General features: G+C 43.7%; 21 protein-coding genes. 12 read left to right on the top strand and 9 right to left on the bottom strand.

Annotated elements, in window-relative coordinates:
• Nucleotides 1-234 precede the first annotated feature (234 nt).
• Nucleotides 235-1413 carry an enoyl-ACP reductase FabV gene (fabV, locus tag ACXACS_RS04750; protein WP_474804662.1) on the bottom strand — a complete coding sequence of 393 codons (1179 nt, stop codon included), beginning with the start codon at nt 1411-1413 and terminating at the stop codon, nt 235-237.
• A 331-nt stretch (nt 1414-1744) separates the two neighbouring features.
• A complete protein-coding gene (locus ACXACS_RS04745; RefSeq protein WP_015068144.1) occupies nt 1745-2365 on the bottom strand; it encodes an FKBP-type peptidyl-prolyl cis-trans isomerase in 621 nt (206 codons plus the stop codon).
• 232 nt (nt 2366-2597) lie between these two features.
• Between ACXACS_RS04745 and ppc the strand changes: the two genes are divergently transcribed.
• A complete protein-coding gene (gene ppc, locus ACXACS_RS04740; RefSeq protein ID WP_474804658.1) occupies nt 2598-5219 on the top strand; it encodes a phosphoenolpyruvate carboxylase in 2622 nt (873 codons plus the stop codon).
• Between the two features lie 156 nt (nt 5220-5375).
• Here the strand turns inward: ppc and katG are convergent, their stop codons facing one another.
• Entirely contained in the window at nt 5376-7565 is a 2190-nt protein-coding gene (gene katG, locus ACXACS_RS04735; protein ID WP_474804655.1) for a catalase/peroxidase HPI, read from the bottom strand.
• Nucleotides 7566-7635: 70 nt separating this feature from the next.
• On the opposite strand from katG, the gene ACXACS_RS04730 reads away from it, so the two are divergent.
• Both ACXACS_RS04730 and ACXACS_RS04725 read left to right on the top strand, forming a co-directional pair.
• Nucleotides 7636-7809 (top strand): hypothetical protein, encoded by a 174-nt coding sequence (locus ACXACS_RS04730; protein WP_474804653.1) that lies wholly within the window; start codon nt 7636-7638, stop codon nt 7807-7809.
• Nucleotides 7810-8121: 312 nt separating this feature from the next.
• Nucleotides 8122-8247: a hypothetical protein gene (locus ACXACS_RS04725; RefSeq protein WP_474804650.1), complete on the top strand. Its 126-nt coding sequence runs from the start codon at nt 8122-8124 to the stop codon at nt 8245-8247.
• A gap of 712 nt (nt 8248-8959) precedes the next feature.
• On the opposite strand, the gene mdh is transcribed toward ACXACS_RS04725, so the two are convergent.
• A complete protein-coding gene (gene mdh / locus ACXACS_RS04720; protein WP_474804648.1) occupies nt 8960-9898 on the bottom strand; it encodes a malate dehydrogenase in 939 nt (312 codons plus the stop codon).
• 237 nt (nt 9899-10135) lie between these two features.
• On the opposite strand from mdh, the gene argR reads away from it, so the two are divergent.
• On the top strand, nt 10136-10600 hold the full coding sequence (gene argR / locus ACXACS_RS04715) for a transcriptional regulator ArgR (RefSeq protein ID WP_179984645.1): 465 nt from the start codon (nt 10136-10138) through the stop codon (nt 10598-10600).
• An 85-nt stretch (nt 10601-10685) separates the two neighbouring features.
• Here the strand turns inward: argR and ACXACS_RS04710 are convergent, their stop codons facing one another.
• Both ACXACS_RS04710 and ACXACS_RS04705 read right to left on the bottom strand, forming a co-directional pair.
• Nucleotides 10686-11369: a type 1 glutamine amidotransferase domain-containing protein gene (locus tag ACXACS_RS04710; RefSeq protein WP_474804644.1), complete on the bottom strand. Its 684-nt coding sequence runs from the start codon at nt 11367-11369 to the stop codon at nt 10686-10688.
• Between the two features lie 193 nt (nt 11370-11562).
• Nucleotides 11563-14592, bottom strand: a complete 3030-nt coding sequence (locus ACXACS_RS04705) for a TonB-dependent receptor (protein ID WP_474804642.1) — start codon at nt 14590-14592, stop codon at nt 11563-11565.
• A gap of 376 nt (nt 14593-14968) precedes the next feature.
• Here ACXACS_RS04705 and ACXACS_RS04700 point away from each other — a divergent pair, with 376 nt between their 5' ends.
• From ACXACS_RS04700 to ACXACS_RS04680, 5 genes are all read left to right on the top strand, one after another.
• The gene (locus ACXACS_RS04700) at nt 14969-15865 is read left to right on the top strand and encodes a PhnD/SsuA/transferrin family substrate-binding protein (protein ID WP_474804639.1); all 897 of its coding nucleotides are present in this window, start codon (nt 14969-14971) and stop codon (nt 15863-15865) included.
• Nucleotides 15862-16815, top strand: a complete 954-nt coding sequence (locus ACXACS_RS04695) for a hypothetical protein (RefSeq protein WP_474804636.1) — start codon at nt 15862-15864, stop codon at nt 16813-16815. Before ACXACS_RS04700 ends, ACXACS_RS04695 begins: the two co-directional genes overlap by 4 nt.
• A gap of 188 nt (nt 16816-17003) precedes the next feature.
• A complete protein-coding gene (gene udk / locus ACXACS_RS04690; protein ID WP_014950808.1) occupies nt 17004-17627 on the top strand; it encodes a uridine kinase in 624 nt (207 codons plus the stop codon).
• Between the two features lie 12 nt (nt 17628-17639).
• Nucleotides 17640-18851, top strand: a complete 1212-nt coding sequence (locus ACXACS_RS04685) for a NupC/NupG family nucleoside CNT transporter (protein ID WP_474804632.1) — start codon at nt 17640-17642, stop codon at nt 18849-18851.
• A 169-nt stretch (nt 18852-19020) separates the two neighbouring features.
• A complete protein-coding gene (locus ACXACS_RS04680) occupies nt 19021-19860 on the top strand; it encodes an isopenicillin N synthase family dioxygenase (RefSeq protein WP_474804629.1) in 840 nt (279 codons plus the stop codon).
• Nucleotides 19861-19915: 55 nt separating this feature from the next.
• Here the strand turns inward: ACXACS_RS04680 and ACXACS_RS04675 are convergent, their stop codons facing one another.
• Nucleotides 19916-21073 (bottom strand): tetratricopeptide repeat protein, encoded by a 1158-nt coding sequence (locus ACXACS_RS04675; RefSeq protein WP_474804626.1) that lies wholly within the window; start codon nt 21071-21073, stop codon nt 19916-19918.
• Between the two features lie 319 nt (nt 21074-21392).
• Between ACXACS_RS04675 and ACXACS_RS04670 the strand changes: the two genes are divergently transcribed.
• The 3 genes from ACXACS_RS04670 (at nt 21393) to ACXACS_RS04660 (ending at nt 23736) form a co-directional block, all read left to right on the top strand.
• On the top strand, nt 21393-21899 hold the full coding sequence (locus tag ACXACS_RS04670; RefSeq protein ID WP_474804623.1) for a fasciclin domain-containing protein: 507 nt from the start codon (nt 21393-21395) through the stop codon (nt 21897-21899).
• A 225-nt stretch (nt 21900-22124) separates the two neighbouring features.
• Nucleotides 22125-22544 (top strand): MAPEG family protein, encoded by a 420-nt coding sequence (locus ACXACS_RS04665; RefSeq protein WP_474804620.1) that lies wholly within the window; start codon nt 22125-22127, stop codon nt 22542-22544.
• Between the two features lie 208 nt (nt 22545-22752).
• Nucleotides 22753-23736 carry a GGDEF domain-containing response regulator gene (locus ACXACS_RS04660; protein WP_474804617.1) on the top strand — a complete coding sequence of 328 codons (984 nt, stop codon included), beginning with the start codon at nt 22753-22755 and terminating at the stop codon, nt 23734-23736.
• On the opposite strand, the gene ACXACS_RS04655 is transcribed toward ACXACS_RS04660, so the two are convergent.
• Complete coding sequence (locus ACXACS_RS04655) at nt 23733-24419, bottom strand: 3'-5' exonuclease (protein WP_474804614.1); 687 nt, start codon at nt 24417-24419, stop codon at nt 23733-23735. The genes ACXACS_RS04660 and ACXACS_RS04655 overlap by 4 nt on opposite strands.
• Before the next feature lie 5 nt (nt 24420-24424).
• Nucleotides 24425-26254, bottom strand: a complete 1830-nt coding sequence (locus ACXACS_RS04650; protein ID WP_474804611.1) for a putative nucleotidyltransferase substrate binding domain-containing protein — start codon at nt 26252-26254, stop codon at nt 24425-24427.
• Nucleotides 26255-26257 lie beyond the last annotated feature (3 nt).

The raw sequence follows: 26257 nt of genomic DNA, 5'->3' as shown, positions 1-26257 counted from the left end.
GCAGAAAAGACCCCTACTTAATTTCGGGATTTTAGCATTAACCCATACGTTTGTGCCACGCTATTTCAAGATAAAGGCAAATTTTTCTACAATTTAATGTAAACCTTTGGTCTTATTCATTTACAATTTTTTCGATGACACCCTATATCGGCTTGTAATTCGGTACAAAAAAGCCGTCAAATCAGACGGCTTTTGCACGAATTGCATTAAGTTAATTAATGGTAAGTTTAGGCTTTACCACTTAACCAATGGGTCAACTTCACTGTCGTAATCAACGCTGTCAATGTCAAAACCAAACAGCTTTAGGAACTCATGGTGGTAACCTTTGTAGTCACTTAAGTCATGAAAGTTCTCTTGTGTCACTTGGTCCCATAGCGCTTTAATCTTCGCTTGAGTAGCGTCATTTGTTTCTTTGCCGTCCATGCGATAGCGATTTGCTTCATCTAACGTAGGCGTATTGCCAAACAGGCACTGTGTGAACAAACCATGAATCTGTTCAATACAGCCTTCGTGTGTGCCCTCTTCTTTCATCACTTTGTAAATAAGTGAAATATAAAGCGGCATGACGGGAATGGCAGAACTTGCTTGCGTCACGAGCGCTTTTAGTGAGCTTACGTTTGCTTGTACAAGCAAGTCACTGTTTTTGCCAATAATAGCAGCTGCAGCGCGATCAAGGTCTTCTTTTGCTTTGCCGATAGTCGCTTGACCGTAGATAGGCCATGTAAGCTCTTTACCAATGTAGGTATAGGCAGTGGTTTTGCAGCCTTCTGCTAGCACATCAGCATCTCGTAAAAAGTCCATCCAACGTTCCCAATCTTCGCCACCCATCACTTTAATGGTGTTGAGGATCTCATCGTCGTTGGCAGGCTCAAGCGCCACTTCATGCACTTTGTCTTTATCTGTATCGTAAGTTTTTGTGGTGTATGCCTCGCCTACTGGCTTAAGCGTCGACTTGTAGGTCACACCGGTTTCTGGGTCGGTTCTGCGCGGAGACGCAAGGCTATAAATAACCAAGTCAACCTTACCCATTTCAGCTTTGATTTTTTCGATAGCTTCGCTTTTGATTTCATCAGAAAAGGCGTCGCCATTAATAGTATCTGCATACAAGCCTTTTGCTTTGGCTTTTTCATGGAATGCTGCCGTGTTGTACCAACCAGCAGTCCCTGTTTTGCGTTCCGTTGGCGCTTTTTCAAAACAAACACCTAATGTTTTTGCGCCATAACCAAAGGCAGATGTGATGCGTGACGCTAAGCCGTAGCCTGTAGAGCTACCAATAACCAGTACATTTTTAGGGCCTTCGCCTAAGTCACCTTTTGCTTCCACATAAGCAATTTGTTCATCAACCGCTTTAGCACAGCCTACCGGGTGCGCGTTTGTACAAATGAAGCCTCTCACTTTAGGCTTGATAACCATAATAATTTTCCTTATTTGAGCGTGGGGCTATTGTAATGCCGAAGCCACTGATAACAACTCGGAGCAGATGGGACCCTGCTAACCTTTAATTCGCTTTTGCCAGCATATCGCATACATGCATTCTCACCAACAAAACATAGTAGCATCACATATTTAGATTTAAACAAGCGACACGTAAACGCGTCCAGATTATTAGTGTGCTGTTCGTTTACTAACAAAGCGTTAGAAAAGTAAAAGGAATAGGTTAGAAGATAGAAAGGAATAAAAGATTAAACAAAGAAAAGTACTGGTATTCACAGGAGCACCATTGGGCACTCCTGTGAAGAAATCATTAACCTAGAACGTCAAGAAGTTCTACGTCAAAGATTAGGGTGCTGTAAGGTGCAATAGCTGCGCCAGCACCTTGCTCACCGTAAGCTAGGTCGTGTGGTACGTATAGACGATACTTTGAACCTGCTTTCATAAGTTGAAGTGCTTCAGTCCAACCTTTGATTACGCCGCCTACTGGGAATTCAGCTGGCTGACCACGCTCGTAAGAGCTATCAAACGTAGTACCGTTTATAAGCGTACCGTGGTAGTGAACACGTACTGTGCTAGAAGCATCTGGAGTCTCGCCGTCACCTTCAGTAACAACTTCATATTGAAGACCAGATTCAGTTACGGTTACTTCGTCACGCTTTGCGTTTTCTTCAAGGTACTTTGTGCCTTCTTCAATAACCGCTTTGCTTGCTTCTTCTTTAGCAGCTTGCATACGCTTGTGAATTTCGCCAAACGCATCACGTAGAGTGTCGTTATCAACCTGAGGTGCTTGACCTGCGAAGGCGTCTTTAAGGCCAGCTACAACAGCGTCAATCGCTAGTCCGTCGAAAGGATTTGATTGTAGTTGTTGACCCATTTGAAAACCAATGCCGTAACTTGCTTGGGTTTCTACTGTATTGAATGTATCAGTCACAAGAACTCCTGAAATTAAATTACAAATGCAGTACAAATTTCAAACAAAACGCTTAACGCGAGAATGTTTCTGCATTTTCCGGTGCAAGAGTGTACCACACCACAAAATATCTTGCTTTGAGCAATGTTAACTAGGGTGCAAAAGTATCAAAATGTTGTAAATTATAACCGAAAGTGGTTAGACAAGTCGCAAAGGACACAGTATGGTTAGCCCATATATTTAGGAGGATAGCATGCAAACACACTATGATGCTGAACTGAAAGATACCGTTCGATACCTTGGTAAAACCCTTGGTGAAACAATCAAAAATCAATTAGGTCAGGAGTGGCTAGACCGTATTGAAAAGATTCGTAAAGGCGGCCGAGCTTCTTATCAGGGAGACGCTACTTGTAGCGAAGAACTGAAAGAAACTTTCAAAACAATGTCTGACAGCGATTTGCTGACTGTTGGTCGTGCCTTCGCACAATTCTTGAACCTAGGTAATATTGCCGAGCAAGAATACAACGCGGCAATGAATGTCGATGCATCTATTGATGCTCTGTTTAAACACCTAGATAAAGCAGAACTGACTGCTGACAAAGTACAAGACGCCGTTGCAAAACTAAACATCGATCTTGTATTAACCGCACACCCTACTGAGGTTACGCGCCGTACACTTATTCATAAACATAAAGAGCTAGCGGACTGCCTGCAGGCTGTGCATCAAGCTTCACTAAGCGATGTTGAGCGTAAAAAGATCGAAACCCGCATTGCTGATCTTATAGCGCAAGCTTGGCACACTGAAGAAATTCGTTCAGTTCGCCCGACTCCCGTCGACGAAGCGCGTTGGGGCTTCTCGGTCATTGAAAACTCATTGTGGGAAGCGGTACCTGACTTCATGCGCGAGCTTGATGGTCGCTTAAATGAAGACTACGACGTATCGCTACCGCTAGACTCGTCACCAGTACAATTTAGCTCTTGGATGGGTGGAGACAGAGACGGTAACCCGTTTGTTACTTCGAAAGTAACTGAGCAAGTATTGCTGCTGGCAAGAAAACGCGCGGCTAAGCTTTTCGCAATCGACCTTGACCGTTTGCAGGTAGAACTTTCGATGTACGATTGCAACGAAGAACTACGTGCACAAGTAGGCGATGCAAACGAACCGTACCGCGCCCTACTTCGCCCGTTGGTTAATAAGTTTATTGCTACTCGTGACGGCATTGCCGACTATCTTGCAGGTAAAAACCCAGACACGTCTAACTGGATAGAAAGCGATGATGAGCTTATCGAGCCGTTGATGCTTTGCTATCAGTCACTATTAGACTGCGGTATGCAGGTTGTTGCTAATGGTCTACTACTAGACACCATTCGTCGTGCTCGCGTATTTGGTATTCACCTTCTACGCCTTGATGTACGCCAAGACTCTGAACGTCACGCAGACGTATTTAGCGAACTTACTCGCTATTTAGGTTTAGGCGATTACGCACAGTGGAGCGAAGCCGACAAGCAAGCATTCTTATTGCGCGAGCTTGGCTCAAAACGTCCGCTATTCCCAGCACAATGGGACGCATCTGACGATGTAAAAGAAGTGCTGGATACCTGTAAGGTCATTGCAAAGCACAGCAAGCATGGCTTTGGTATCTACATTATCTCTATGGCGAGTGAGCCATCAGATGTTATGGCGGTTCAGCTGCTTCTTCAAGAAAGCGGTGTAGATTGGCCAATGCCGGTAGCACCACTATTTGAAACGCTAGACGATTTGAACAACTCGCCTGACGTAATGCGCAAACTTCTGTCTATCGACTGGTATCGCGGTTACGTGAAAGGTCGTCAGTTTGTGATGATTGGTTATTCTGATTCAGCGAAAGATGCAGGCGCATTGGCTGCGGGTTGGGCACAGTATCAGTCTCAAGAAGCACTGGTAGCCATTGCAGAAGAATTCGACGTAAGCCTAACCCTATTCCACGGTCGTGGCGGTACGATTGGTCGTGGTGGATTGCCAGCGCACGCTGCTATTTACTCACAACCTCCTGGCTCACTAGAAGGCGGATTCCGCGTAACAGAACAGGGCGAAACTATTCGCTATAAGTTCGGTATGCCAAAACTGGCTAAACGCAGCCTAGGTATTTACGCCAGCGCCATTATTGAAGCTATGTTGTTCCCACCTCCGGCACCAAAAGAAGAGTGGCGCGAGCTTATTACCGCAATGGCAGCGCAAGGTCGCGATAACTACCGTGCAACTGTACGTCATGATGAAGAGTTTGTCCCTTACTTCCGCGTGGCTACTCCAGAGCAAGAGTTGGGTAAACTACCGCTAGGTAGCCGCCCAGCTAAGCGTAAGCCACAAGGCGGAATTGAGAGCCTACGAGCTATACCGTGGATCTTCGCTTGGGCACAAACACGTTTAGTACTGCCAAGCTGGCTAGGCGTTATGCGCGCTATTGATAGCGTGAAGACCCCTGAAAACGAGAAAGTAGTTAACGAAATGTTCAGCGAATGGCCATTCTATCGTTCGCGTCTTTCTATGCTAGACATGGTGTTCCACAAAGCTGATCCACGCATTAGTGAAGCTTATGATGAGCGCCTTGTACCTAAAGAGCTTAAGCACTTTGGTGAAGCGCTACGTAGCGAGCTTAAAGAGAGCATCTCGTCACTGTTAGCTATTACAGGCGATGACGACATTATGAAGAACGACCCGCAGGGTAAAGAGTCTATGGAAATTCGCGCTGCGTATTTACAACCTCTTCATTACCTGCAAATTGAGCTTCTTGACCGTATCCGTAAGGCCGGTGATGAGTCGCAAAATACCAGCTTAGAGCGTGCAATGATGGTTACCATCGCGGGTATCGCGATTGGTATGCGTAATACGGGTTAATCGCTGTGCTAGCGAAGCGCTTGAATTACCGCACATAGCTTTATTATGTCCGGTCACCACTCGCTTCGCTAAGTAATAAGATAAAAAAGCCCACTTCATCAAAATGAAGTGGGCTTTTTGTTGCTTACGTGTTTTTACTTACACTTTAGATAAGAACTAACAGGTAAGGTCGAAGCGGTCTGCGTTCATCACCTTTATCCACGCAGCGACAAAGTCTTTAACAAACTTCTCTTTGCTATCATCTTGCGCGTATAGCTCAGCATACGCTCGCAACACTGAGTTTGAACCAAACACTAAGTCAAAGCGTGTAGCGGTAAACACTTCGTCACCTGATGCTCTATCGACAATGGCGTAGCTGTTTTTCCCAGTCGGCTTCCACGTGTATTTCATGTCAGTAAGGTTTACGAAGAAGTCCGTGCTCAGCGTACCTACATTGTCGGTGAATACACCATGCTTACTGCCGCCGTAGTTAGTGCCAAGCATGCGCATACCGCCTACTAGTACCGTCATTTCTTTTGCTGTTAAACCAAGTAACTGGGTTTTGTCTAACATTAGCTCTTCTGGCTTAACTGCAAAGTCTTCTTGAAGGTAGTTTCTGTAACCGTCTGCAATTGGCTCTAATGGATCAAACGATTCAGCATCGGTCATGTCGTCAGTAGCGTCGCCGCGTCCAGGAGAGAAAGGAACAGGTACGTTAAAGCCTGCCGCTTCAATCCCCTTTTCTATGCCCACGTTACCTGCTAAAACAATGGTATCCGCAAGGCTTGCACCCGCCGCGTCAGCAAGTGGAGCAAGAACCTCTAGCACCTTATTTAAACGCTCAGGCTCATTGCCCTCCCAATCTTTCTGAGGAGCTAAACGAATTCGCGCACCATTAGCGCCGCCACGTAAATCTGACCCTCTAAAGGTACGAGCACTATCCCACGCTGTTGCTACCATATCCCCAACAGATAGGCCTGATTCTGCAATTTTACTCTTCAACGCTTCAACGTCATATGACGTACTGCCTTCAGGAACTGGATCCTGCCAAATTAACGTTTCTTCTGGTACATCAGGCCCTATGTAACGAACTTTTGGTCCTAGGTCGCGGTGAGTAAGTTTAAACCATGCGCGGGCGAACACTTCGCTGAAGTATTCGTGATCGTTATAAAATTTTTCAGAAATTTTTCTGTATTCCGGATCCATCTTCATCGCCATATCGGCGTCGGTCATAATAGGGTTGTAGCGTGTTGATGGGTCTTCAACATCAACAGGCTTGTCTTCTTCCTTAATATTGATTGGTTCCCACTGCTCAGCGCCCGCTGGAGACTTTTTCAGTTCCCATTCGTAATTAAGCAGTAGGTGGAAATAGCCGTTATCCCATTGCGTAGGATTCGTCGTCCACGCGCCTTCAATACCACTAGATACGGTATCACGACCAATACTGCGGCTCTCATGATTCATCCAGCCAAGACCGGCTTCTTCAATACCTGCTGCTTCTGGGTCTGGCCCTAACGCTTCTGCACTTCCGTTACCGTGACATTTACCCACCGTGTGACCACCGGCTGCTAACGCAACGGTTTCTTCGTCGTTCATTGCCATACGCGCAAAGGTTTCACGTACGTGAGCTGCCGTTTTAAGTGGATCTGGCTTACCGTTAACGCCTTCAGGGTTTACGTAAATAAGGCCCATCTGCACAGCTGCCAAAGGGTTTTCCATGGTTTCAGCACTTTCTACGTCTTCATAGCGTTCATCACTAGGCGCTAACCACTCTTTCTCAGCGCCCCAGTAAACGTCTTTCTCAGGGTGCCAAATATCTTCACGACCGAAGGCAAAACCATAAGTCTTAAGACCCATGCTGTCGTAAGCTATGGTCCCCGCAAGAACAAACAAATCAGCCCAGCTTAATTTGTTGCCATACTTCTTTTTAATGGGCCAAAGTAAACGGCGCGCTTTATCTAAGTTAACGTTATCAGGCCAAGAGTTAAGCGGTGCAAAACGTTGGTTGCCCGTTGAAGCGCCACCGCGACCATCCGCAATTCGGTACGAACCTGCCGCATGCCATGACATACGGATCATAAGGCCGCCATAGTGCCCCCAATCCGCTGGCCACCATGGCTGTGAATCTGTCATTAAGTCGGTGAGATCTTTTTTAAGGGCTTGAAAGTCTAGTTTTTTAACCTCTTCACGGTAATCGAAGTCTTCTCCCATTGGGTTTGTCTTCGTATCGTGCTGATGCAGAATGTCTAAGTTTAAGGCTTCAGGCCACCAGTCCATTACTGTTGTCCCTGTGGCTGTTAAACCACCATGCATGACCGGACATTTTTTTGCCGAATCATTCACATCACCTAACTTTGCATTGCTCATATTACATCCTCTTTGCCTGTTCGTTAGCGTTATACAACTTAGTTGGTTAGATAAGTTATAGGGTTGACCCATGCAGTTACGCTGTCACGTTAGCATTGATACTAAACCAGCGTTCTCCAAGCATAGTCAAAGTTTTACGCTTTTCCACAAAAGTTTAGACATTAGCCCTTATTACGAGCATTTGCCAAACAAAGCCAATACAGGTAAGTCACTAAGCTTTTTCTCATGGCTGAAAGCAGCATAATATTGAAGCCTTGTACTTCTGCTACAGCCAAAGGTATCAATACAGATTCACGTGAAGACAGGCTTTTTAATATTGCGAAATGCCCTACCCTTAAATAATACAAACGCACGTCCATTCGTAACTGCAAAAGTATACGGCCAAATTAATCATGGTTTGCCAAAAGAGGTTACAAACAAATCCTCTGTACAGTTAAAAAGCCGCTTCGACCTGAATACACTTTAAAGGTCCCAATTCTTGGGGTTTTTATTAATAGATTAAAGATGACTTATGAAAGAGTTAAATGTAGAAGAAGTTACACAAGTGTCTGGAGCAATGGGTGATTGGACCTCTGGAGGCATGGCAGTAATAGGCCTTGGGATTGCCGGAGGTCCAGCTACAGGTATATTCGGACTCGCTGTCGGCGGAGCAATGATGTTCATTGGCTATTTAGACAAGTAAAAAGTGATAAAAGCTCACCTTTGGGCGAGCTTTTAATATCTACCTAATGAGGGGAAAACACCATGAAGCATAAAAAATTGGCTGATTTCACTTACCTAGTTTTGATCTTTACAACGTTCATCGCCTCCTACTTTAAAGATAGCGATTCTTTTTTTTACACATTTACCGCACTAACGCTGGGTTACATAGTCATTCTTCAGCATGGAATTATTCAACGTTTGGATTTTAACTAAGCCCCCCCTTTCTGTGGCTAATAAATCTATAAAGATAGAAAAATGAGGTTTTGGGCTGAGAGAAGTTTTGATAAGTAAACATGTACCCAAAACGCCGTCGCAATGTCTACAAAAATGCAACGAAAAAGGCTGGATACGTAAGGTCGTAACAGACTGGTCTTTTTAAAAAACTTCAGTGATTAGGCTATTGGAAGGTTTGGAGTTGGCGGGGCTTTGATAAGCAGGCTCTCCTGTGCCAAGAATGCCATGACGAAGCCTACAAGCACGCAACAAAAAAGCTGGATACGTAAGGTCGTAACAGGCTTTCTACTCTCTAGAGTAATGAGGTCCGGTAAGATCGCATGTTGGTGTAAAGACTGGGAAGGTAGTTAAAATGTAGGCTCTCCACCGCAGGGAAGCGGTGGCGAAGCCTACATGGACGTATTCACGGCGGGCCTACGTTTTGATTGCCTTTTCAGGCTTACCCGCCAAAGGCACTATTAGCCGTTTACGAAATCAACGCCTAGCTTGATGTCGCCACGTAGGCCTTCAAGCATGTCGTTTTTCGCTTTTTCTTCAAACGCGCTTAGCTCGCCGTATGGCAAGATTTCTACAACACCGTTTGCGCCAAGGCGTACTGGGTGTGCGAAGAATGCTGCGTCGTCGCTGTCGTCAGTCTGTACGTAAGTGTACTCAACAACGTTCTCACCTTGCATTGCTGCAACTAGAGACAGACAGAAACGCGCTGCTGCTTGACCCATTGAAAGGGTTGCAGAGCCGCCGCCAGCTTTCGCTTCAACAACTTCAGTACCCGCATTCTGGATACGAGTAGTTAGGCTAGATACTTCTTCGTCTGTAAACTCTACGCCTTCAACTTGTGAAAGAAGAGGAAGGATAGTTGTACCCGAGTGACCACCGATTACCGGTACGTGCACAGAAGATACGTCTACACCTTTAAGTTCAGCAACGAAAGTTTCAGCACGGATAACGTCAAGTGTCGTTACACCGAAAAGCTTGTTCTTGTCGTAAACGCCTTTAGCTTTAAGCGTTTCAGCTGCAATAGCTACAGTAGTGTTAACTGGGTTAGTGATGATACCAACACACGCGTTCGGGCAGTTATCAGCTACACCTTCAATTAGGTTTTTAACAATGCCGGCGTTGATGTTGAACAGATCAGAACGATCCATACCTGGCTTACGAGGCATACCCGCTGGAATAAGAACTACGTCTGCTCCAGTAAGTGCATCAGCTAGGTCATCTTTACCGTGACCGGTTACTTTTACCGCAGTGGGGATGTGGCTCAAATCAACGGCAACACCAGGAACAACTGGCGCAACGTCATATAGCGCTAAATCTGAACCTGCTGGCAATTGTGTTTTCAACAACAAAGACAGCGCCTGACCAATACCACCGGCAGCACCTAACACGGCTACTTTCATACCATTTCTCCTATGGGATTACTTCACGTATTTAAACGGAACGTCACACTAATGCAACGCGGGGGAAAACTCAATCACCGGATCGTCTTATTAACGTTATTTATGGCGATTTTTATTCGATATTCATTATCATGAATGATTATGCAAAGAAATTGCGCAAAGTCTACCTGTACGGCACAATATACGCATACTAAATACAATTCCTTACGATAACACTTAAAAAAGAAAAGAGCGCTAATGGCAAACGCAAAACAAGAGCAACTCATCAAAGCTTTTAAAGAAATCTTAAAAGCAGAAAATTACGGTTCGCAGGGCGAGATTGTTGACGCTTTGAAAGCACAAGGTTTTGACAACATCAGCCAATCCAAAATCTCTAGAATGCTAAGTAAGTTTGGTGCAGTACGAACCCGAAATGCACGGGGAGACATGGTTTACTGTTTGCCCCCTGAACTAGGTATGCCTACCGCCAAAAGTCCGCTAAAACAGTTGGTACTAGATATTGTGCACAACAATGTCATGGTTATTATTAGAACCAGCCCAGGCGCTGCTCAACTTATTGCTCGTTTACTTGATTCATTAAGTAAAAAAGACGGCGTATTAGGGACTATTGCAGGTGATGACACTATTTTCATTGCCCCTGCTGACGTAACAAGAATTGAAGAATTAAGACAACGCGTTGAAGATTTATTTGAAAATGTATAGTTAGGGCAACCAAAAGCCGACAATCAAAAATCAAGAAACCGCATACAAGATGCGGTTTCCAAATAGGGTATAACCGAAAGTTATCCTAAGATAGCAACTTAATAAGCGCATCTGCTGCGGGGCGAGATGACGGTGGGTTCTGACCCGTTACTAACAAACCGTCAGTAAAGACTTTTACCGCGAAATCGTCAGCACTTTCATACTTACCGCCCTTTTTAACCAGTTCATCTTCTACCAGATAGGGAACAACGTCAGTAAGTTCCATTGCAGCTTCTTCGCTGTTTGAGAACCCCGTTACTTGTTTGCCATCAACTAAGTATTTACCATCTGGAGTTTTAACATCCTTTAGCACGATTGGAGCGTGGCACACTGCGCCGACAGGTTTATTCGCTGCAATTGTGTCTTCGATTAACTTAATCGAGTGCGCGTTATCAGAAAGATCCCATAGCGGACCATGGCCACCGGGGTAAAATACCGCGTCAAATTCATCAGCACGCACATCTTCAAGCGGTATAGTCGAGGCGATAGCACTACGTGCCAATTCATCTTTGGTATAACGCATAGCGTCGTCTGTCATTGCGTCTTCTGCAAGACTATTAGGGTCAATAGGCACCTGCCCGCCCATTGGTGATGCCAGCGTAATCGTATAGCCTTGGTCTTTAAATGCGTAATATGGCGCTGCGAACTCTTCTAACCACATGCCAGTTTTCTTACCCGTATCACCCATAATTTCGTGAGACGTCATTACCATAAGCATACGTTTTGTCATAAGCCCTCCTTGCGAGCATTTAAAAGTTTTCTCGTCAGTTAGTTCGTGTTGTGGAGGGACTTAGATCATAAGCAAACACTGTGATCGATTAGTGGCTTGTGTGTGAGATAAATCGCAGGCATAAAAAAGTGCCACTTCCTGTTAAGGAAAGTGGCACCTAACACTACAACTTGTAGTTAGTGTTTACTACTTCTTAGAAGCGGTAGTTAACACCCAAACGTAATTCCCAAAGTGACGCATCACCTTGACGACGTTCTGGATTAGCAGTACCTACAACAGCTGTATTGAATGAAGTCTCTTCTAGGATACCCCAATCATCGTTAAGCATATTTGTGAAGTTATCAATCACGAAGAATACTTGTGCTGTGTGGTCTTTGTGGAAGGCTGGAACATCTTGGCGAACCGCGATATCAACTTTTGTCCACCAAGGGCTTTCTTCATCGTTACGCTCAGCACCAATTGGAAGTACGTTGTTAGAGTCCAAGTAAGGCGTGAAGTTAAAGATACTATTTACTTCGTCCTCAGAAATAGTAAAGCTGTATGGCTTACCAGACTGAGCAACCGCGAACGCAGAGAACGTAGTGTTGTAGCCATCAATAAGTTCAGTAGTGTAACGGAAGTCCAACGTAAAGCGGTGAGCAATGTTCCAATCCGACAGTGAAGAAACTTCTTCATTCGGGTTAGTAAATGCCCTGAACTGGTAGTTAGAGAACGCTACTGAGCTAGTCATAGGCTGAACATCTTCAGCGTGGCTGTAGTTATAACCACCCACAAGTGAGATGCCGTTGTCCCAAGTCTTGTTCATAGTTGCTGTTAATGAATAAGAAGTAGAGCTTTCATCAGAGTTAGTAAGCTCCAAAGAACCCAGACCCGTTCTTTCGTACTCAATGTATCCCTCGTCGGTAAGACCTACAGGCTCTATACCTTTGTATTTAATCATCGCTTGGTCTTGCGTAATGCTTACCAAAAGATCTAGGTTAAATACATAGTCTTCATCTGTAATGTGCGTCATACCTGCAGAGATTTTCCACTCGCTAGGCATTTCGAAGTCTGGGTCAAGGTTATTTGGTTCAAAGTTACTACCAACACCTGCATCCATCTGAGCATCAAGGTCAGACGGTACTGAGTAACCAGGGCCAGCAGTAACGCCGTCTTCAGTGTTAACCCAAGTTACGCTGCCATCTAGGATGTTTGCGTAATCACCACGTACTTCACCACCAGTAACGTTAGTGTTCTGGTAGTTGTTAGTCATCCAAACGTTCGGGTTACCGCCTGAGAAAAGACCAAAGCCACCGCGTAGTTCTGTGCTATCACTTAGCGTGTAATTAAGACCAACACGTGGTTGAAGAAGGTCTACACCGTCTAGGTTTGCACTATTACTATAACCGTAAGATTCGGTGAATTCAGCGTTCTCTAGAGGGCGGTCTGACGTTGTAATCCAGTCATAACGAAGACCAGCAACTACTTTCAAGTCGTCAGTTAGGTAGAACTCGTCCTGCGCATATGTAGAGTGTGAAGTGTAACCCCACTCAGCAGCTCTATCTAGAAGGTTACCCGAGTAAGCATAACCATAATCAATTCGAGCATTCGCACCATTTTCGAAGTCATCAATGCTGTTAAATGTAGTTGTTGTTTCGGCGTGCTGTACGAAAAGGTTGAAGATATCAAGCGTGTCGTTTTCATAACCGAAAGTTAGCGTGTGACCGTTATCGAAGTAGTAGTTACCGCGGAACATGATGCTAGTTGCATCCCAGTCTAGGTCGTTGGCTTGACGGCTGTCATCAGAACCTAGATAAACAGAAAGGTTATCAGCGTCATCATTAGGATCATTAGCCATGCGAATGATAATTTCACCGAAATCATTGCCACCTGGTGTTCCGTCGCCATAGAAAGAGCGCTGAAGATTATCAAGCTCTGTACGAGCTACGCGGATTTCGGTTGAGAATTTGTCTGTCCAGTCAGAGTAAAGTACACCGATGAAAGACTGAAGTTCTGCACCACGCTCATATAGGTGGCTTTGGAATTCGAATTCATTTGAATCGCCATCAGACTCAGCAAAGTTATTACCGTCGTTGTAGTTATAGGTAAACGCTAAACGGTGCTGGTCATTGATATTCCAGTCTAATTTAACAAGTAATTTTTCATCTTCGTTAGCAAGACTTGATGGTACAGAGCCCGCGTCGAAGTTGTAAACATCTTGAGAAATCTGTTGGATACGCTCAACTTCTGCTTGAGTAATATTAACTTCGTTAATTGCACCAGAACCGATAGCGCCACGGTCGAAGGTGTTTGCACCTTCAAGCTTTTCGTATGCTGCGAAGATAAATAATTTATCTTTGATAAGTGGTGCACCAACAGTGAAGCCGTAACGTCTTTCAGTATAAGCACCTAGGTTGATGTCATCACCTTCGAGTGAGTCACCACGTAAGCTGTCGCTACCGAAGTCATAGAACGCAGAACCGTGAACTTCGTTAGTACCAGTTTTACTTACAGCACTAATATTACACGCAGAGAAACCACCGTAGATTACATCAAACGGTGCGATTTCAACTGAAACACCAGCGATAGCGTCGAAAGAGAAAGGCATTCTCTCAGTTGGGTAGCCGTTTGAATTAAGACCGAAAAGGTCGTTCATACGAACACCGTCAACAGTCAAACTGTTGAAACGCGGGCTTTTACCCACACACTGAATACCGTTGCTGCCACCTTCGTCCACGTAAATACGCGGGTCGATACGAACGATATCGGTAATATCACGGTTGATAGCAGGCGCTTCTTGAAGAGTAGAAAGGTCGAAGCTTGCAACAGGGCCGGTTTGGCCGAAAGATAAGCTGCTAACTTGAGAACCAGTAACAACAATGTTTTCGTACTGGGCTGCTGGCTCTAGCATACGCTCAATTGACGCTGACTCACCAAGCTCTAGGTAGACGTCATTGATTGTTTGATCAGCGAATTCGTCAGAATCAATGACAACTGTGTATGGACCACCTACGCGAAGACCGCGAAGACTGAACGTACCACCGTTGTTCACAGTAACAGTTTTAACCGCGCCTGTAGGAACGTGAGTAACTGTTACAACAGTACCTGCCGCTGGGTTACCTTGCGGCCCCATGATTTTACCGTTCAATTCAGATGACGTAACCTGGGCCATAGCCGTTGACGACAAACCGATTGACAGCGCAACCGCAGCCGCAATACGACTGAACTTTGCTGATGTTCTCATGTGTGTTTCCCTTATTGTTTAAATTTGTTTTTAGGGTCGCTAGTAGGGCATTTCCCTTAGACGACCTTCAATTAATATGAATCGACAAAATTGTTATAGAGATTCATGTCAATTTTATTACAACTTTACATTTTTATTTAGCAGCAACTCCCCTAGGCGTTTGACTTTGTAAAAAATATCTTGACCAAATGGTCAGGTTAATTTACTTATTGTTATTATTGTCAATTCACGGCGATTAGCTGATGCTATTCTTGCCATATCGAACACTAATAAACAGCGTTTAACAAAAATCAGGTTTACCTATAAAAGATTCATCAATAACAACAACTTACCATTTAAAAATAAATTTACCTATTGCAATAAGTAACCTTAACTGATGAAATCCACATATAAATCGTTAATTCATTTGGTCGTTTTTTTGACAGATTTAAGAATTGTTACCTCTGTAAAGTGGATTATATTAGCTATAGTTGCACTATCGTGTGGCCTAGCAAGCTATTATAAAAATTCTACGTTTTATGATGACATCCTGCCGCAAACTGGTCAAATATTAACCTGCAACACAGGGTTATCGGGTAATAAAGATGTATTTTCTGCTTATATAACCGATGGTCGCATAGCTAAAATGGTTAGCGAACGATTATGCTCTGACAGCACGATAAAACGCCAATACAGCAGTATTAAAGTAGTAATTGGTCAAAGCGATTACGATACCTTTCGATATATAAACCACGGTGTAGTTGACCTAGCCTTGGTGAAAAGCAATATCGTTGATGCCTTTGGTGCAGATAAAATCTATGGTTTAACCAAGCTAGCAGCCCACCCTGACTACCCCGCATTTTTTATAGCGCTTAGAGAAAAACCATTGTTAAATAAAGAGTATCTACTTGGAAAACGAATTGGTCTTTTAGACTATCCAAGTAGTCGTTCTGGTCATATTGTGCCCAAGACAGTCTTACAACATATGGGGCTGACAGACACCACTGTCGACATTGTCTATTACAGCTCTCATAAGGAATTGAGGCGCGCACTCCTTTCAGGCGAAGTCGATATCATCTCAACGTATTGGGCAGAGGAAGATGCCGAGACGTTCTCTAAGAATTACACCGCCCCCCTTTTAGAGAGCGTGAGCGGGATGCAATGGTATTTAAAGATGCAGACCCAAAATACGGACCTATTCTGCGCTGTACAGTCAGTTGTCTACGAAATAGCGACAACTCACCCAAGGCCATATTACAAAAATATTACCTTGGAAGAAGGGTGTAACAAATGAGTAAAGTTAAGTTGCACCTTATACCTCCCCTAAAAATTGCGGCAGTATTTGTATTGCTGGTAATGGTTCTGCAAACAGCATCCATTATAGGTCAGTACTTTGCACATCAGCTTTCCATCCACCAAGCTATTGATGTCGTTGAAAGGCGTATAAGTTTGGATAGCGCTTTCCTTGATGTTGGAAACGAAACGCTAAATACGCCAGCGAATATGTATGCCATTGAACGCTATCTTGAACGCCTCAATAAAGTAATAGAAGAAAAAACGCTGCCTGTCATAGCGAGCGCTGTTCAGGACGTTCAGACAAATGCAGACTTAACTGAATATCCAATTGTACATAGATCCACTTTTAAGAATGCAGAGCAAACCATACATATTTCAATTAATAGTAGAAATGCTTTAAGTGAAGTGGGGATTAGCTGGGTAGCCGTTCTAATCGCACTGCTTATTGCCCCATTATTTGTATTTACGAACAAAGAGAAGCGAAAACAATCTCCCCTTGAAGAACTCGTTGTTCCTCCTAAGCCCAAACTAATAATTAACCTGCAAGAAAAGACCATATCAAACGGTATTGAAGACAAAGTAGTAACCTTACAAAACAAGCCTCTTTGTTTTTACACTGCTTTGGTTAAATACTGCATAGCCAATCCCAATCAACCATTACCGCCACATAAAGATGTTCCAAGTGAGTTAATGGCGCTAGCTAATAAATGCTTCGGCCGATTGATTGAGTTAGGCCATACAAAGAGAAAACGCCCCGACTTCAACGCAAACCTAGACAAAACGCTAAGTGAAATAAGAGCCGCCCTTGATGAGTTATTCTTGTCTTACAATGAAGAAAAAGAGAAGTATTACCCACCTCGGGCTCAGGGTGAAGGTTCACGTTCAAAGCAACACTCTTATGCATTGCCACCGATAAAAGAAGAGGATATCGAAATTATTGGTAACTAATTAAAAACTGACCACTTGGAGAACTTTTTTGGATTTTATGCGAGTTTAAAAAACAGCCCGCAATACCTTGAAAATACAATAAAGTTCTAGCAAAGACCGCGCCCAAAAGTGAGAACTTGTGAATATAACATTGATTCGCGAGGCCTAAACGCGTATCTTTGCACCAACAAAACCAGCTTTATAGTACTATGCAATCGCCACTAATTATTGCCATTTCTGGAGCTTCTGGCTCTGGGAAGTCTCTTTTTACAAAAAATTTGTTTAACGGCTTCAGTGCTCAAGGCCGCCCTGTTCAAGTGCTGCGCGAAGATCACTACTATCGCGCCCAAGATCACCTTCCCATGGAACAGCGTGAGAAGAATAACTATGATCACCCAAACGCATTTGAACACGAGCTATTGAAAGCGCATTTGCAAGCATTGCGTGACGGTCAACCTATCGACTATCCGCATTACTGCTATAAAACGCACACACGTTTACCTGAAACGGAGCGCTTAAACCCCGCACCGGTAATCATACTTGAAGGTATTATGTTGCTTGCACGTACAGATTTATTACCTCTGTACGACGTAAAAATCTTTATCGACACTCCTCTTGATATTTGTTTGATGCGCCGAATGATGCGCGACCTAAAAGAACGTGGTCGTAGTATTGAGTCGGTGGCAAAACAGTACGAAGAAACTGTTAAGCCTATGTATCATCAATTTATCGAACCTAGTCGCTTCACTGCCGACGTAGTAGTGACGCAAGGTGGCAAAAACCAAATTGCATTAGATGTGATCAAATCACACATTCAGCAAGCGCTTCTTTAAGGGAACATTACTATGGTAGGTTTACTGGGCATTGCAGTCCTTCTGGGTATTGCTTTCGCGTTATCATCGGCGAAACGCAGTATAAATTGGCGCACCGTTGGTGGCGCATTTGCTATTCAAGCATCAGTTGGCGCGTTTGTCCTGTATTCTGAAACAGGTAAAGAAGTATTGTTAAGTGCAACCAAGTTTGTTGCCAACATTATTGCTTACAGCCAAGAGGGCATAAACTTTCTGTTTGGCCCTATTGGCGACAAGTCTATTGCGTTTATCTTCGCTTTTAACGTACTTCCCGTTATCGTCTTTTTCTCAGCCCTTATCGCAGTGCTTTATCATCTTAAAGTGATGGGAGTTGTTATTAAAGTTATCGGTGGTTTTTTACAAAAGACGCTGGGTACCAGTCGCCCTGAATCTATGTCTTCAGCTGCTAACATCTTCGTGGGTCAAACCGAAGCCCCTCTTGTTGTTCGTCCTTTTATCCCACATATGACAAGCTCTGAGTTGTTTGCCATTATGGTAGGCGGCTTGGCATCAATAGCAGGCTCTGTCATGGCAGGTTATGCTGGAATGGGCGTTGACCTTAAATATTTATTGGCCGCAAGCTTTATGGCTGCGCCAGGTGGTTTGCTAATGGCAAAAATTATCTTGCCTGAAACCAGTAAACCAAATGAAGATTTACATGACGTAGACGCGGAAGATACCGGCTACGCTAATGTATTTGATGCTGCTGCCAGTGGCGCAGCGTCAGGCATGCAGCTTGCGTTAAACGTGGGCGCTATGCTACTCGCTTTCATAGCGTTAATTGCCATGTTTAACGGCCTTATTGGCTGGACAGCAGCGCTATTTGGCTATGAAAACGTTACGTTTGAAGGGATCCTGGGTTATGTACTTCAACCTCTCGCATGGGCAATCGGCGTACCATGGGAGGAAGCACAACTTGCAGGTAGCTTCATTGGTCAGAAAATGGTGGTCAACGAATTCGTTGCTTACCTTAACTTCTTAGAAAACCAATCACAGCTATCTGAAGCATCTCAGGCCATTATCACCTTTGCACTTTGTGGTTTTGCAAACTTCTCTTCTATCGCTATTTTGATGGGTGGAATTGGTGCTATGGCACCAACACGCAGAAAAGAAATTGCGCGACTGGGGTTAAAAGCTGTTATTGCTGCAACGTTATCTAACTTAATGAGTGCCGCGCTAGCGGGCTTTTACCTCTCTCTTGGTTAAATTTCATTAATTTGGACCAGTTGGTCAAGATTTTACTAGACTAACTGGTCAGGTTTCTGTAAATTACGCGCAAATTCCTCGCGGGGTTGATTTATGTCAATTTCTGCGACTTTTTTCTGTAGCCCGTCTACCTTTATAATGCCGCAGTCAAAATATACGGGATAAAGTTATGCAATTAGTTGCTGTTGATTACCAAGCGGAAAACGCACAAGAAGAATTCGTGAAGTCACTTCGCGAAACAGGGTTCGGTGTTTTAAAAAATCACCCTATCCAACAGTCATTAGTTCAAGGTATTTACGACAATTGGCAGGGCTTCTTCGACAGTGAAGAGAAGAACGATTACCTGTACAACAAGGGTAAACAAGACGGATTTTTCCCTCAGAGCGTATCTGAGGTAGCCAAAGGCTTTACGAAAAAAGACATTAAAGAGTATTACCATTTCTACCCGTGGGGTCAGTGTCCAGAAGCACTTCACCCGCAGATTTCCCAGTACTATGGGGAAGCAAACACACTAGCGAAAGAGCTATTGGGTTGGATAGAAAAACATTCTCCTTCAGAGGTGAGCGATAAGTACAGTCAACCGCTAGGTGACATGATCAAAGATTCTGATCAGACCTTGCTGCGTATACTGCACTACCCACCACTAAAAGGTGACGAAGAAGTAGATGCGATTCGCGCTGCTGCTCACGAAGATATTAATTTGATTACTATCTTACCAGCAGCCAACGAGCCAGGATTGCAAGTACAAGCTAAAGACGGTAGTTGGATTGACGTTCCTTGTGATTTCGGGAACTTGATCGTGAATATTGGCGACATGCTTCAAGAAGCATCAGGCGGATATTTCCCATCAACTACCCATAGGGTTGTAAACCCAGATGGCACTGACATGACGAAATCTCGTATCTCGTTGCCATTGTTTTTACACCCAAGACCAGATGTTGTTCTTTCAGAACGTCATACTGCAGGGTCATACCTGCAAGAGCGCCTTCGTGAGCTGGGCGTTATATAAATTAAGTTCCTTTTGTAGTGTTATTCTTTTGCCGCAGCTAGTCTGCGGCTTTTTTTTAGTTGCTTGCCAAGGTAGCTAGTTTAGAAGAATAGCGCTGTTTTTCTTGTTGGTTTGGTGAATACTTCACAGCCCTCTCTAAGAAGCGTTGCGCTTCGCTAACATCGCCTAACTCGTGATACGCTTTGGCCATGCCGAATAAAATCTCGTGACGAGCATTATCAAGCTTAAGCCCTTTTCTATAATGCGCTATTGCAGCGTTAAGCTTGCCAGCATCAAAAGCTTGTTCCCCTAATATGTAATGATAAAAAGGGTTGTTCTTACGCTTTGCTTCAACCATTTGCGTAATCTGCATTGCTTCTTCATTTCTTTCTTGATGCGTATAAAGAATAGATAAATTTTCCCATGCGGTGAGGTTTTCATCATTTAGTGATAGTGCGTGCTTGTAAGTCATCTCAGCCTGCTTATAAGCGTCAACCATTCTATATAAAACGCCAAGGTTGACCCAGCTTTGCTGTAATTCAGGCGTTAATGTAGCAGCGGCACGAAAGTAGCTGTAAGCCCTTGTGTAGCTATTCGCCACCAACGCATCTGCACCTTTGTTGTTGTAGTACATAGACACTATTTTGTTTTTCGCTACTGGCTTTCTGGGAAAGTAGTTGCGTAGCATTTGCGGGTCAAAGTCTACGTCTGCCCATAAGCCTCCAATCGATGTTACGTTGTTAGCCTCAGGCATTGAGACGCGCATATTAATATGCCCATTTAGCAGGCTATACCCTTCCCTTCGTGTCCAATACTCTGGAATATCTACTTCATAGAAGGTCGCGTCTAAACCCACGTGTTCAGCAAGCGCATAGGTCATAATTGAAAGGGATAAGCAGTTTGCCGCGCGGTTGTTAAACGTAGTGTCTGCTGTCGTATTCGCACTATTGCGATAAAGCATGCCGTAATCTGAATGGTCAAAAATAGCTTTCACTAAACCTTTAACGTTTTTCTGCAAAGTGCTTTTGTTATGTACCGCTTTTTCAGCAAAAAACTGAGCGTCTTCACCTAAGTAAAAAATCTCGTCGATGGTCTCTACGGGAAACAAATGGTGCGACGGAAACAGGTTATCGTTTAATAAGGTAGGCGGCGACGCTATATTTTGCTCATCCGTAGACTGGCAAGCACTTAGAAAACAGCAAAGTAGCCAAATTAAAACTAGTCGAGTATTCATATCAGGCACCTATTTTAGTTACTCGATAGTTTAAAATTATAGCACCCAAACCATTTTTTTACATTTTATTTACAACTTATGCAGTTGTACTTTTATCGCAAAAAAACATCAAAATGGGCTTACTCACTGCTCTGTTACCTCATTCTTAGTAATGGTAATCGTTTCTTTAACGGCATTACACAAAGTTAATCATCAAAATATTAAACAGCGCCGTAACTATTCTCAATTCAGTACCTTTCATTGGCTGTCATTTAGTAGTAGGCAAAACGAAGGATGGTGAATTTCATTCAAAGCCCGTTTACATATTAAAGGAAAGATTATGAAGAAATTAATGAGTGTGTTGTTTTTGGTTGTTTTAAGCACCAGCGTTTTCGCCGGTCACCACGCTGAAGGAGAGCAAAAAGATATTGTCGATACAGCCGCAAGCAATAACATGTTTTCTACACTGGTTGCTGCCGTAAAGTCTGCTGATTTAGTCACTACATTGAAAGGAGATGGTCCATTTACCGTTTTCGCGCCAACCGATGATGCATTTGCAGCTTTACCTGATGGAACCATTGAAATGCTGCTTAAGCCAGAAAACAAACAAACACTTGTGAAAATTCTTACCTATCATGTTGTAGCCGGCAAAGTAACGGCCAAAGACGTATCTGCGCTTTCTGATGCCACTACAGTGGAAGGAAGTAAAGTTATGGTCTCTACTACTATGAATAAAGTCATGATAAACGATGCTCAGGTTATCAAGGCTGATGTGATGACCAGCAACGGTGTTATTCACGTTATTGATACGGTATTACTTCCAAACGATGTAAAAGCCTCTTTATAAGATGTTCCTCTAAAAAGAAAAGTAAAGATCGCCTTTAGTCGATCTTTGCTTTTCTTAAAATTATCACCGATCTCTCCCAATAGCTTCTCCGTAAAAAATCTTATGAAACACTGTTTTTATTGTTCTAGCACTATCAGGCGCGTGAGTTGAACAAACAAATCAGTCTCGATGCTATTAGAACTTCAAATAATTAACCTTGCCCTTTGGACTAGAAAAGGAGTTCATATGTTTACGGTTTACACATACAGTATTGCTGGTCTATTAGTGATTAGCTTAACGGTTTTTGTCCAAAACATTGTTGCCGCTGTGGCACATAGAAAACAGTCTCGCTACATCCCCGGTAAAGTTAGCGAAGAATTGAGCCACGATAGTTTTGTATTTAGAAGTCACAGAACCTTTCATAACTCGCTTGAAAATATTCACCAATTTGTGCTGCCCGCCCTGCTTTGCATGTTTCTTGGCGCGCAAACAGATGTACTCGCCATTTTGGTATGGGCATTCGCGCTCAGCCGTATCATACATATGGCGCTGTACTATGCTGTTGCCACAGAAAAGAACCCTAGCCCAAGAAGCTATTTTTATATGGTAGGAGCTCTATGTACACTTGGCGTTTATGGGCTCGCGTTATTTCAGTTGCTATTCTAGCTAGCTCCCTTGCGCTGTACAAATATCATACAGCGAAGTATTCTTTTACCTATGGAAAGTGCTTTATTCGTTAAAGGTTTTTATAGAGAAGCAGATAACAGTGATAATGAATCCTACGCTTAAATATTACACTTTTGATTAATGTTCTTTTCCAAATTCAGGCGTATTCTTATTAATTGAACACTCACATATGTGTTTAGGAGCCCCAGTGTACATTGACCAAGTCGGCGATCGGACTTTAACTGATTGCAGTGTATTGATTGTCGACGATCAAGCCAGCAGTAGACTTATTTTAGAAACACTACTCGAAGAAACAGTAGAGTGCTTTTCTGTGAGCTCAGGAAAGGAAGCCATTGAGTACTGCAAGCATAACAGGCCAGACTTAATCCTTATGGACGTCTCCATGCCAGAAATGGATGGGCACGAGACCACAGCGCTGCTTAGACAAAAGCCATCCTGTGAACACATACCTATTATTTTCGTTACCTCTTCATCAACAGACGAGGAAGAATCTCGTTGTTGGGGTTCTGGTTGTGTAGACTTTGTAGTTAAGCCTGTGAATGCTTGTACGCTGCGCAATCGCGTAAAGTCGCACCTTCAACACAAGCTCAGAAGTGATTTCTTAGAAAAACTAATTTATATCGACAAACTAACCGGTGCCTACAACAGACACTATTTGGATGACTATCTCCCCCGATTAGTTAAAGATAGCGAACGCAATGCCACCCCATTGTCTTTAGTTATATTTGATGTCGACCACTTTAAGCTATTTAACGATATGTATGGACATTTAGATGGTGATAGCTGCTTATGGAAGGTTAGTAAAACGATAAACGATGCACTCCTTCGTCCTATGGATAAATTGGTGAGAATTGGTGGTGAAGAGTTTTTAGTAATTTTACCAAACACTGATGTGGAGGGAGCAGTAGCTGTCGCCGAGCGCCTATTAGAAACCGTTTACGACCTCAACATTCTACATAGTTCGTCTGAGTACGGGCGCATAACACTGAGTGCAGGCTTAGCGATAAAAACTGCCAACGATGATAAAACGATTGATTATGTCATGCTGGAAGCGGATAAAAACCTGTATGCAGCTAAAACTTCCGGGCGTAATCGCTTAGTATCTCCTTCACTTGCGCCTACGAAAAAAGCATTGAGCCCCAGTTCTTCACAAGCGATAAAAAGTTTCTAGCTGTCGCCTAGCTGAGTGCAACCAACAGCCCCGGTGTGAAGCAGACAGTCCAGCGTAGCCTCTTTCTCTACACTTAATTCCGTCAACTGGGCTAGGAAAAGCTGAAGCGTAGCTAACGCATCATCTAGCGCATTGTGTTCATTGAAAGCTGGAAGATCTAAGCGTTGGCGGCACACACCTAGCGTAGCACTATTACTTGGTAAAACCTGATGCTGCTTGTTTAGCTGATACAGCGCAAGCTGAAGGGTATCAATATAAACCACCTCTAATTTTGGTAAAGCGCACTGTTTAAAAGCTTTGTTCAACGCCATCAAGTCCAATTTAGCGTTGTGAAAAATAAGAATGTGTTGCTGAAATAAAGGCGTGAGTGCACCGAGCGCCACTTCTAAATGTTCGCCTTTTTGCAAGATGTCAGGGGTTAACCCGTGAATCACAGGGCTTTGCCCTAGGTCTGCGGTCGTGTTGATAACATGATAACCGCTCGTCGATAAATCGATACGGCCCCCCTTGCCACTCACATAACCCACAGAAGTAATTTGCGTTGCTGAAGGGTTTAGCGAAGTAAGTTCTAAATCAACTGCGGTAAATGAAGTATTGTGAACGCTAAGTTCGCGAAGACGCTTTTTCAGTTTCGTTTTGCTCGTGAGCGCCTGTGCGCATGCCTTTATCCACCTTTGCACCATATCGATTAACTCACGCCACCTGAAAACTTCATCACCATAGCTTGATTCGTTCTTTCTATGGCTTTAAAAGCAGCTTTAAGCTGATGTTTTTCAATTGATGACAGGCTTGATATGGAAACACGATTATCGGTAACTTTGTTTTCAAGTTGATGACGCCAGCGCAGACGATTCAGGAACAGCCAAATATCGCTAAGATTCGTTGCATCGCGTTTTGAAAGCTGAGAACGAGCAGATAACGCTTCTAGACGTGCGAGCGTGTTAGGTAAAGTCACCCCATCAGCCAAGGCATAGATTCTTGCTATATTATTGATTAAAGCGACAGCTCGGGTCTTTAGGTCAATAACATCTTTTTCTTTTCTTCCTTTCTCATAAACAAACTTCTGGAACATAGAAAGCGGCACCGATATTTCATTACTATGCCTGGTAAGGGCTGCTAAGAACATGTTTTGCTGCATTAAAGGGGCGCGCTGTTTTTGAAGCTGCTTAAATAAACTTACATCACCCGCGGCACACCGCACATCCAAAAAGATATTAAAGTGCATAATGGCGTCTTTAGTGGGCGCTTTTACCCACTGTTTAGCTTCTTCGAGCGCCTCATCGAGAGATAGTCTCAACTTAGGATTACTGGCCATAATATTGCCATCGCAAAGCTTGATGCCGCACTTTGCCAACCCTTTGCATACGTACTTTGCCATTTTCGAAAAGTACTCGGCTTGCACTTCGGTAGGTTGCTTGGCAAGAAGTAGCCCGTTGTCTTGATCTGAGCCCATGGTTTGGTCTTCTCGGGCTTGTGAACCATACACTAACCACGCAAACATCATGGGAGCTTTACCGTTAGCTTGTTGGAAAAAGCCAATTAGCTTTCTGGTCATAATATCGGTTGCTTGTGACAATATTTTCCCAGCAATGTCGTAATCACCTGCCTTTTTAGCATGAGCTGAAAAGTAATGAGGCAGTTGCCACGACAAGCGCGTAAGCTCATAAAGGTTCTCGGCTTTGCTCAGTTCACCAATAATGAAGAGTACGTTTCCTCGCTGCTGACGAATGATATCGCTTGCGGTTACCATGCCAAGGGGCACGAGCGTTTGGTGATCAATAACAGGCAAGTGATGAATGTTTTTTTCCGTCATTAGCGCTAGCGCGTCAAATAGGGTCCTGTTACCCATAATTTGAGCCGGGTTAGCTGTCATTATTTGGCTAACCGGAAGATGGGGGTCTAAAGAGGCTGCCACCACTCTCGACCTTAAATCGCGGTCAGTAATGATACCAATTAGCTTCTCTTGTTCAGTTACTAACAAAGAAGAGACTTTTTGCGATGTCATTAACTGAGCTGCAACCGTAATTGAGGTTTGAGCCTCGACGGAAACCGGCGCCTTTTCGATAGCATCTAAAAGCCCCTTATAAAGCCACATTGAATTACTATCTGCAATGGCATGGTTTTGCAGAGCGTTATTGCTAAGGCCATCAAAAAAATGCCGTATGGTAGGTATTTCTAGTAAAGGTTCTACAGCTAGCGCATCAAAACAATAAACCAGCCCTGGGCTGTCCACCGTTATGCTTAGTGGAAAATTACGTTTTTCCATTATATTGATGTAGCCGAAGTAGTCTCCCTCACTTAAATGGCGTAAAGGGGCATCAGAATCTTGGACGGAAAACTGCCCGCTTTGGATAAGAAAAAGCGACACTTTATCCTTTTGCAGTTCCTCAACGTTATCCGCGGTTACGTATACCAGTTCAGTATGTTTTACTAGCTGAAGCTTCTGCTCGCTATCCAGCAAATCAAAAGGTGCGGATGTATTAAGAAAGTCTTCAACTTGTTTAGCCATCGCAGTCATAGA

This window comes from Alteromonas sp. AWM4_230 (genome assembly GCF_056158305.1).
This window is presented reverse-complemented; position numbering and strand designations above follow the sequence as displayed.

Coding starts and splice junctions, on each gene's coding strand:
- fabV (WP_474804662.1), bottom strand. CDS start 1,413: ATGGTTATCAAGCCTAAAGTGAGAGGCTTCATTTGTACAAACGCGCAC.
- ppc (WP_474804658.1), top strand. CDS start 2,598: ATGCAAACACACTATGATGCTGAACTGAAAGATACCGTTCGATACCTT.
- katG (WP_474804655.1), bottom strand. CDS start 7,565: ATGAGCAATGCAAAGTTAGGTGATGTGAATGATTCGGCAAAAAAATGT.
- ACXACS_RS04730 (WP_474804653.1), top strand. CDS start 7,636: ATGCAGTTACGCTGTCACGTTAGCATTGATACTAAACCAGCGTTCTCC.
- ACXACS_RS04725 (WP_474804650.1), top strand. CDS start 8,122: ATGGGTGATTGGACCTCTGGAGGCATGGCAGTAATAGGCCTTGGGATT.
- mdh (WP_474804648.1), bottom strand. CDS start 9,898: ATGAAAGTAGCCGTGTTAGGTGCTGCCGGTGGTATTGGTCAGGCGCTG.
- argR (WP_179984645.1), top strand. CDS start 10,136: ATGGCAAACGCAAAACAAGAGCAACTCATCAAAGCTTTTAAAGAAATC.
- ACXACS_RS04710 (WP_474804644.1), bottom strand. CDS start 11,369: ATGACAAAACGTATGCTTATGGTAATGACGTCTCACGAAATTATGGGT.
- ACXACS_RS04705 (WP_474804642.1), bottom strand. CDS start 14,592: ATGAGAACATCAGCAAAGTTCAGTCGTATTGCGGCTGCGGTTGCGCTG.
- ACXACS_RS04700 (WP_474804639.1), top strand. CDS start 14,969: ATGAAATCCACATATAAATCGTTAATTCATTTGGTCGTTTTTTTGACA.
- ACXACS_RS04695 (WP_474804636.1), top strand. CDS start 15,862: ATGAGTAAAGTTAAGTTGCACCTTATACCTCCCCTAAAAATTGCGGCA.
- udk (WP_014950808.1), top strand. CDS start 17,004: ATGCAATCGCCACTAATTATTGCCATTTCTGGAGCTTCTGGCTCTGGG.
- ACXACS_RS04685 (WP_474804632.1), top strand. CDS start 17,640: ATGGTAGGTTTACTGGGCATTGCAGTCCTTCTGGGTATTGCTTTCGCG.
- ACXACS_RS04680 (WP_474804629.1), top strand. CDS start 19,021: ATGCAATTAGTTGCTGTTGATTACCAAGCGGAAAACGCACAAGAAGAA.
- ACXACS_RS04675 (WP_474804626.1), bottom strand. CDS start 21,073: ATGAATACTCGACTAGTTTTAATTTGGCTACTTTGCTGTTTTCTAAGT.
- ACXACS_RS04670 (WP_474804623.1), top strand. CDS start 21,393: ATGAAGAAATTAATGAGTGTGTTGTTTTTGGTTGTTTTAAGCACCAGC.
- ACXACS_RS04665 (WP_474804620.1), top strand. CDS start 22,125: ATGTTTACGGTTTACACATACAGTATTGCTGGTCTATTAGTGATTAGC.
- ACXACS_RS04655 (WP_474804614.1), bottom strand. CDS start 24,419: ATGGTGCAAAGGTGGATAAAGGCATGCGCACAGGCGCTCACGAGCAAA.
- ACXACS_RS04650 (WP_474804611.1), bottom strand. CDS start 26,254: ATGACTGCGATGGCTAAACAAGTTGAAGACTTTCTTAATACATCCGCA.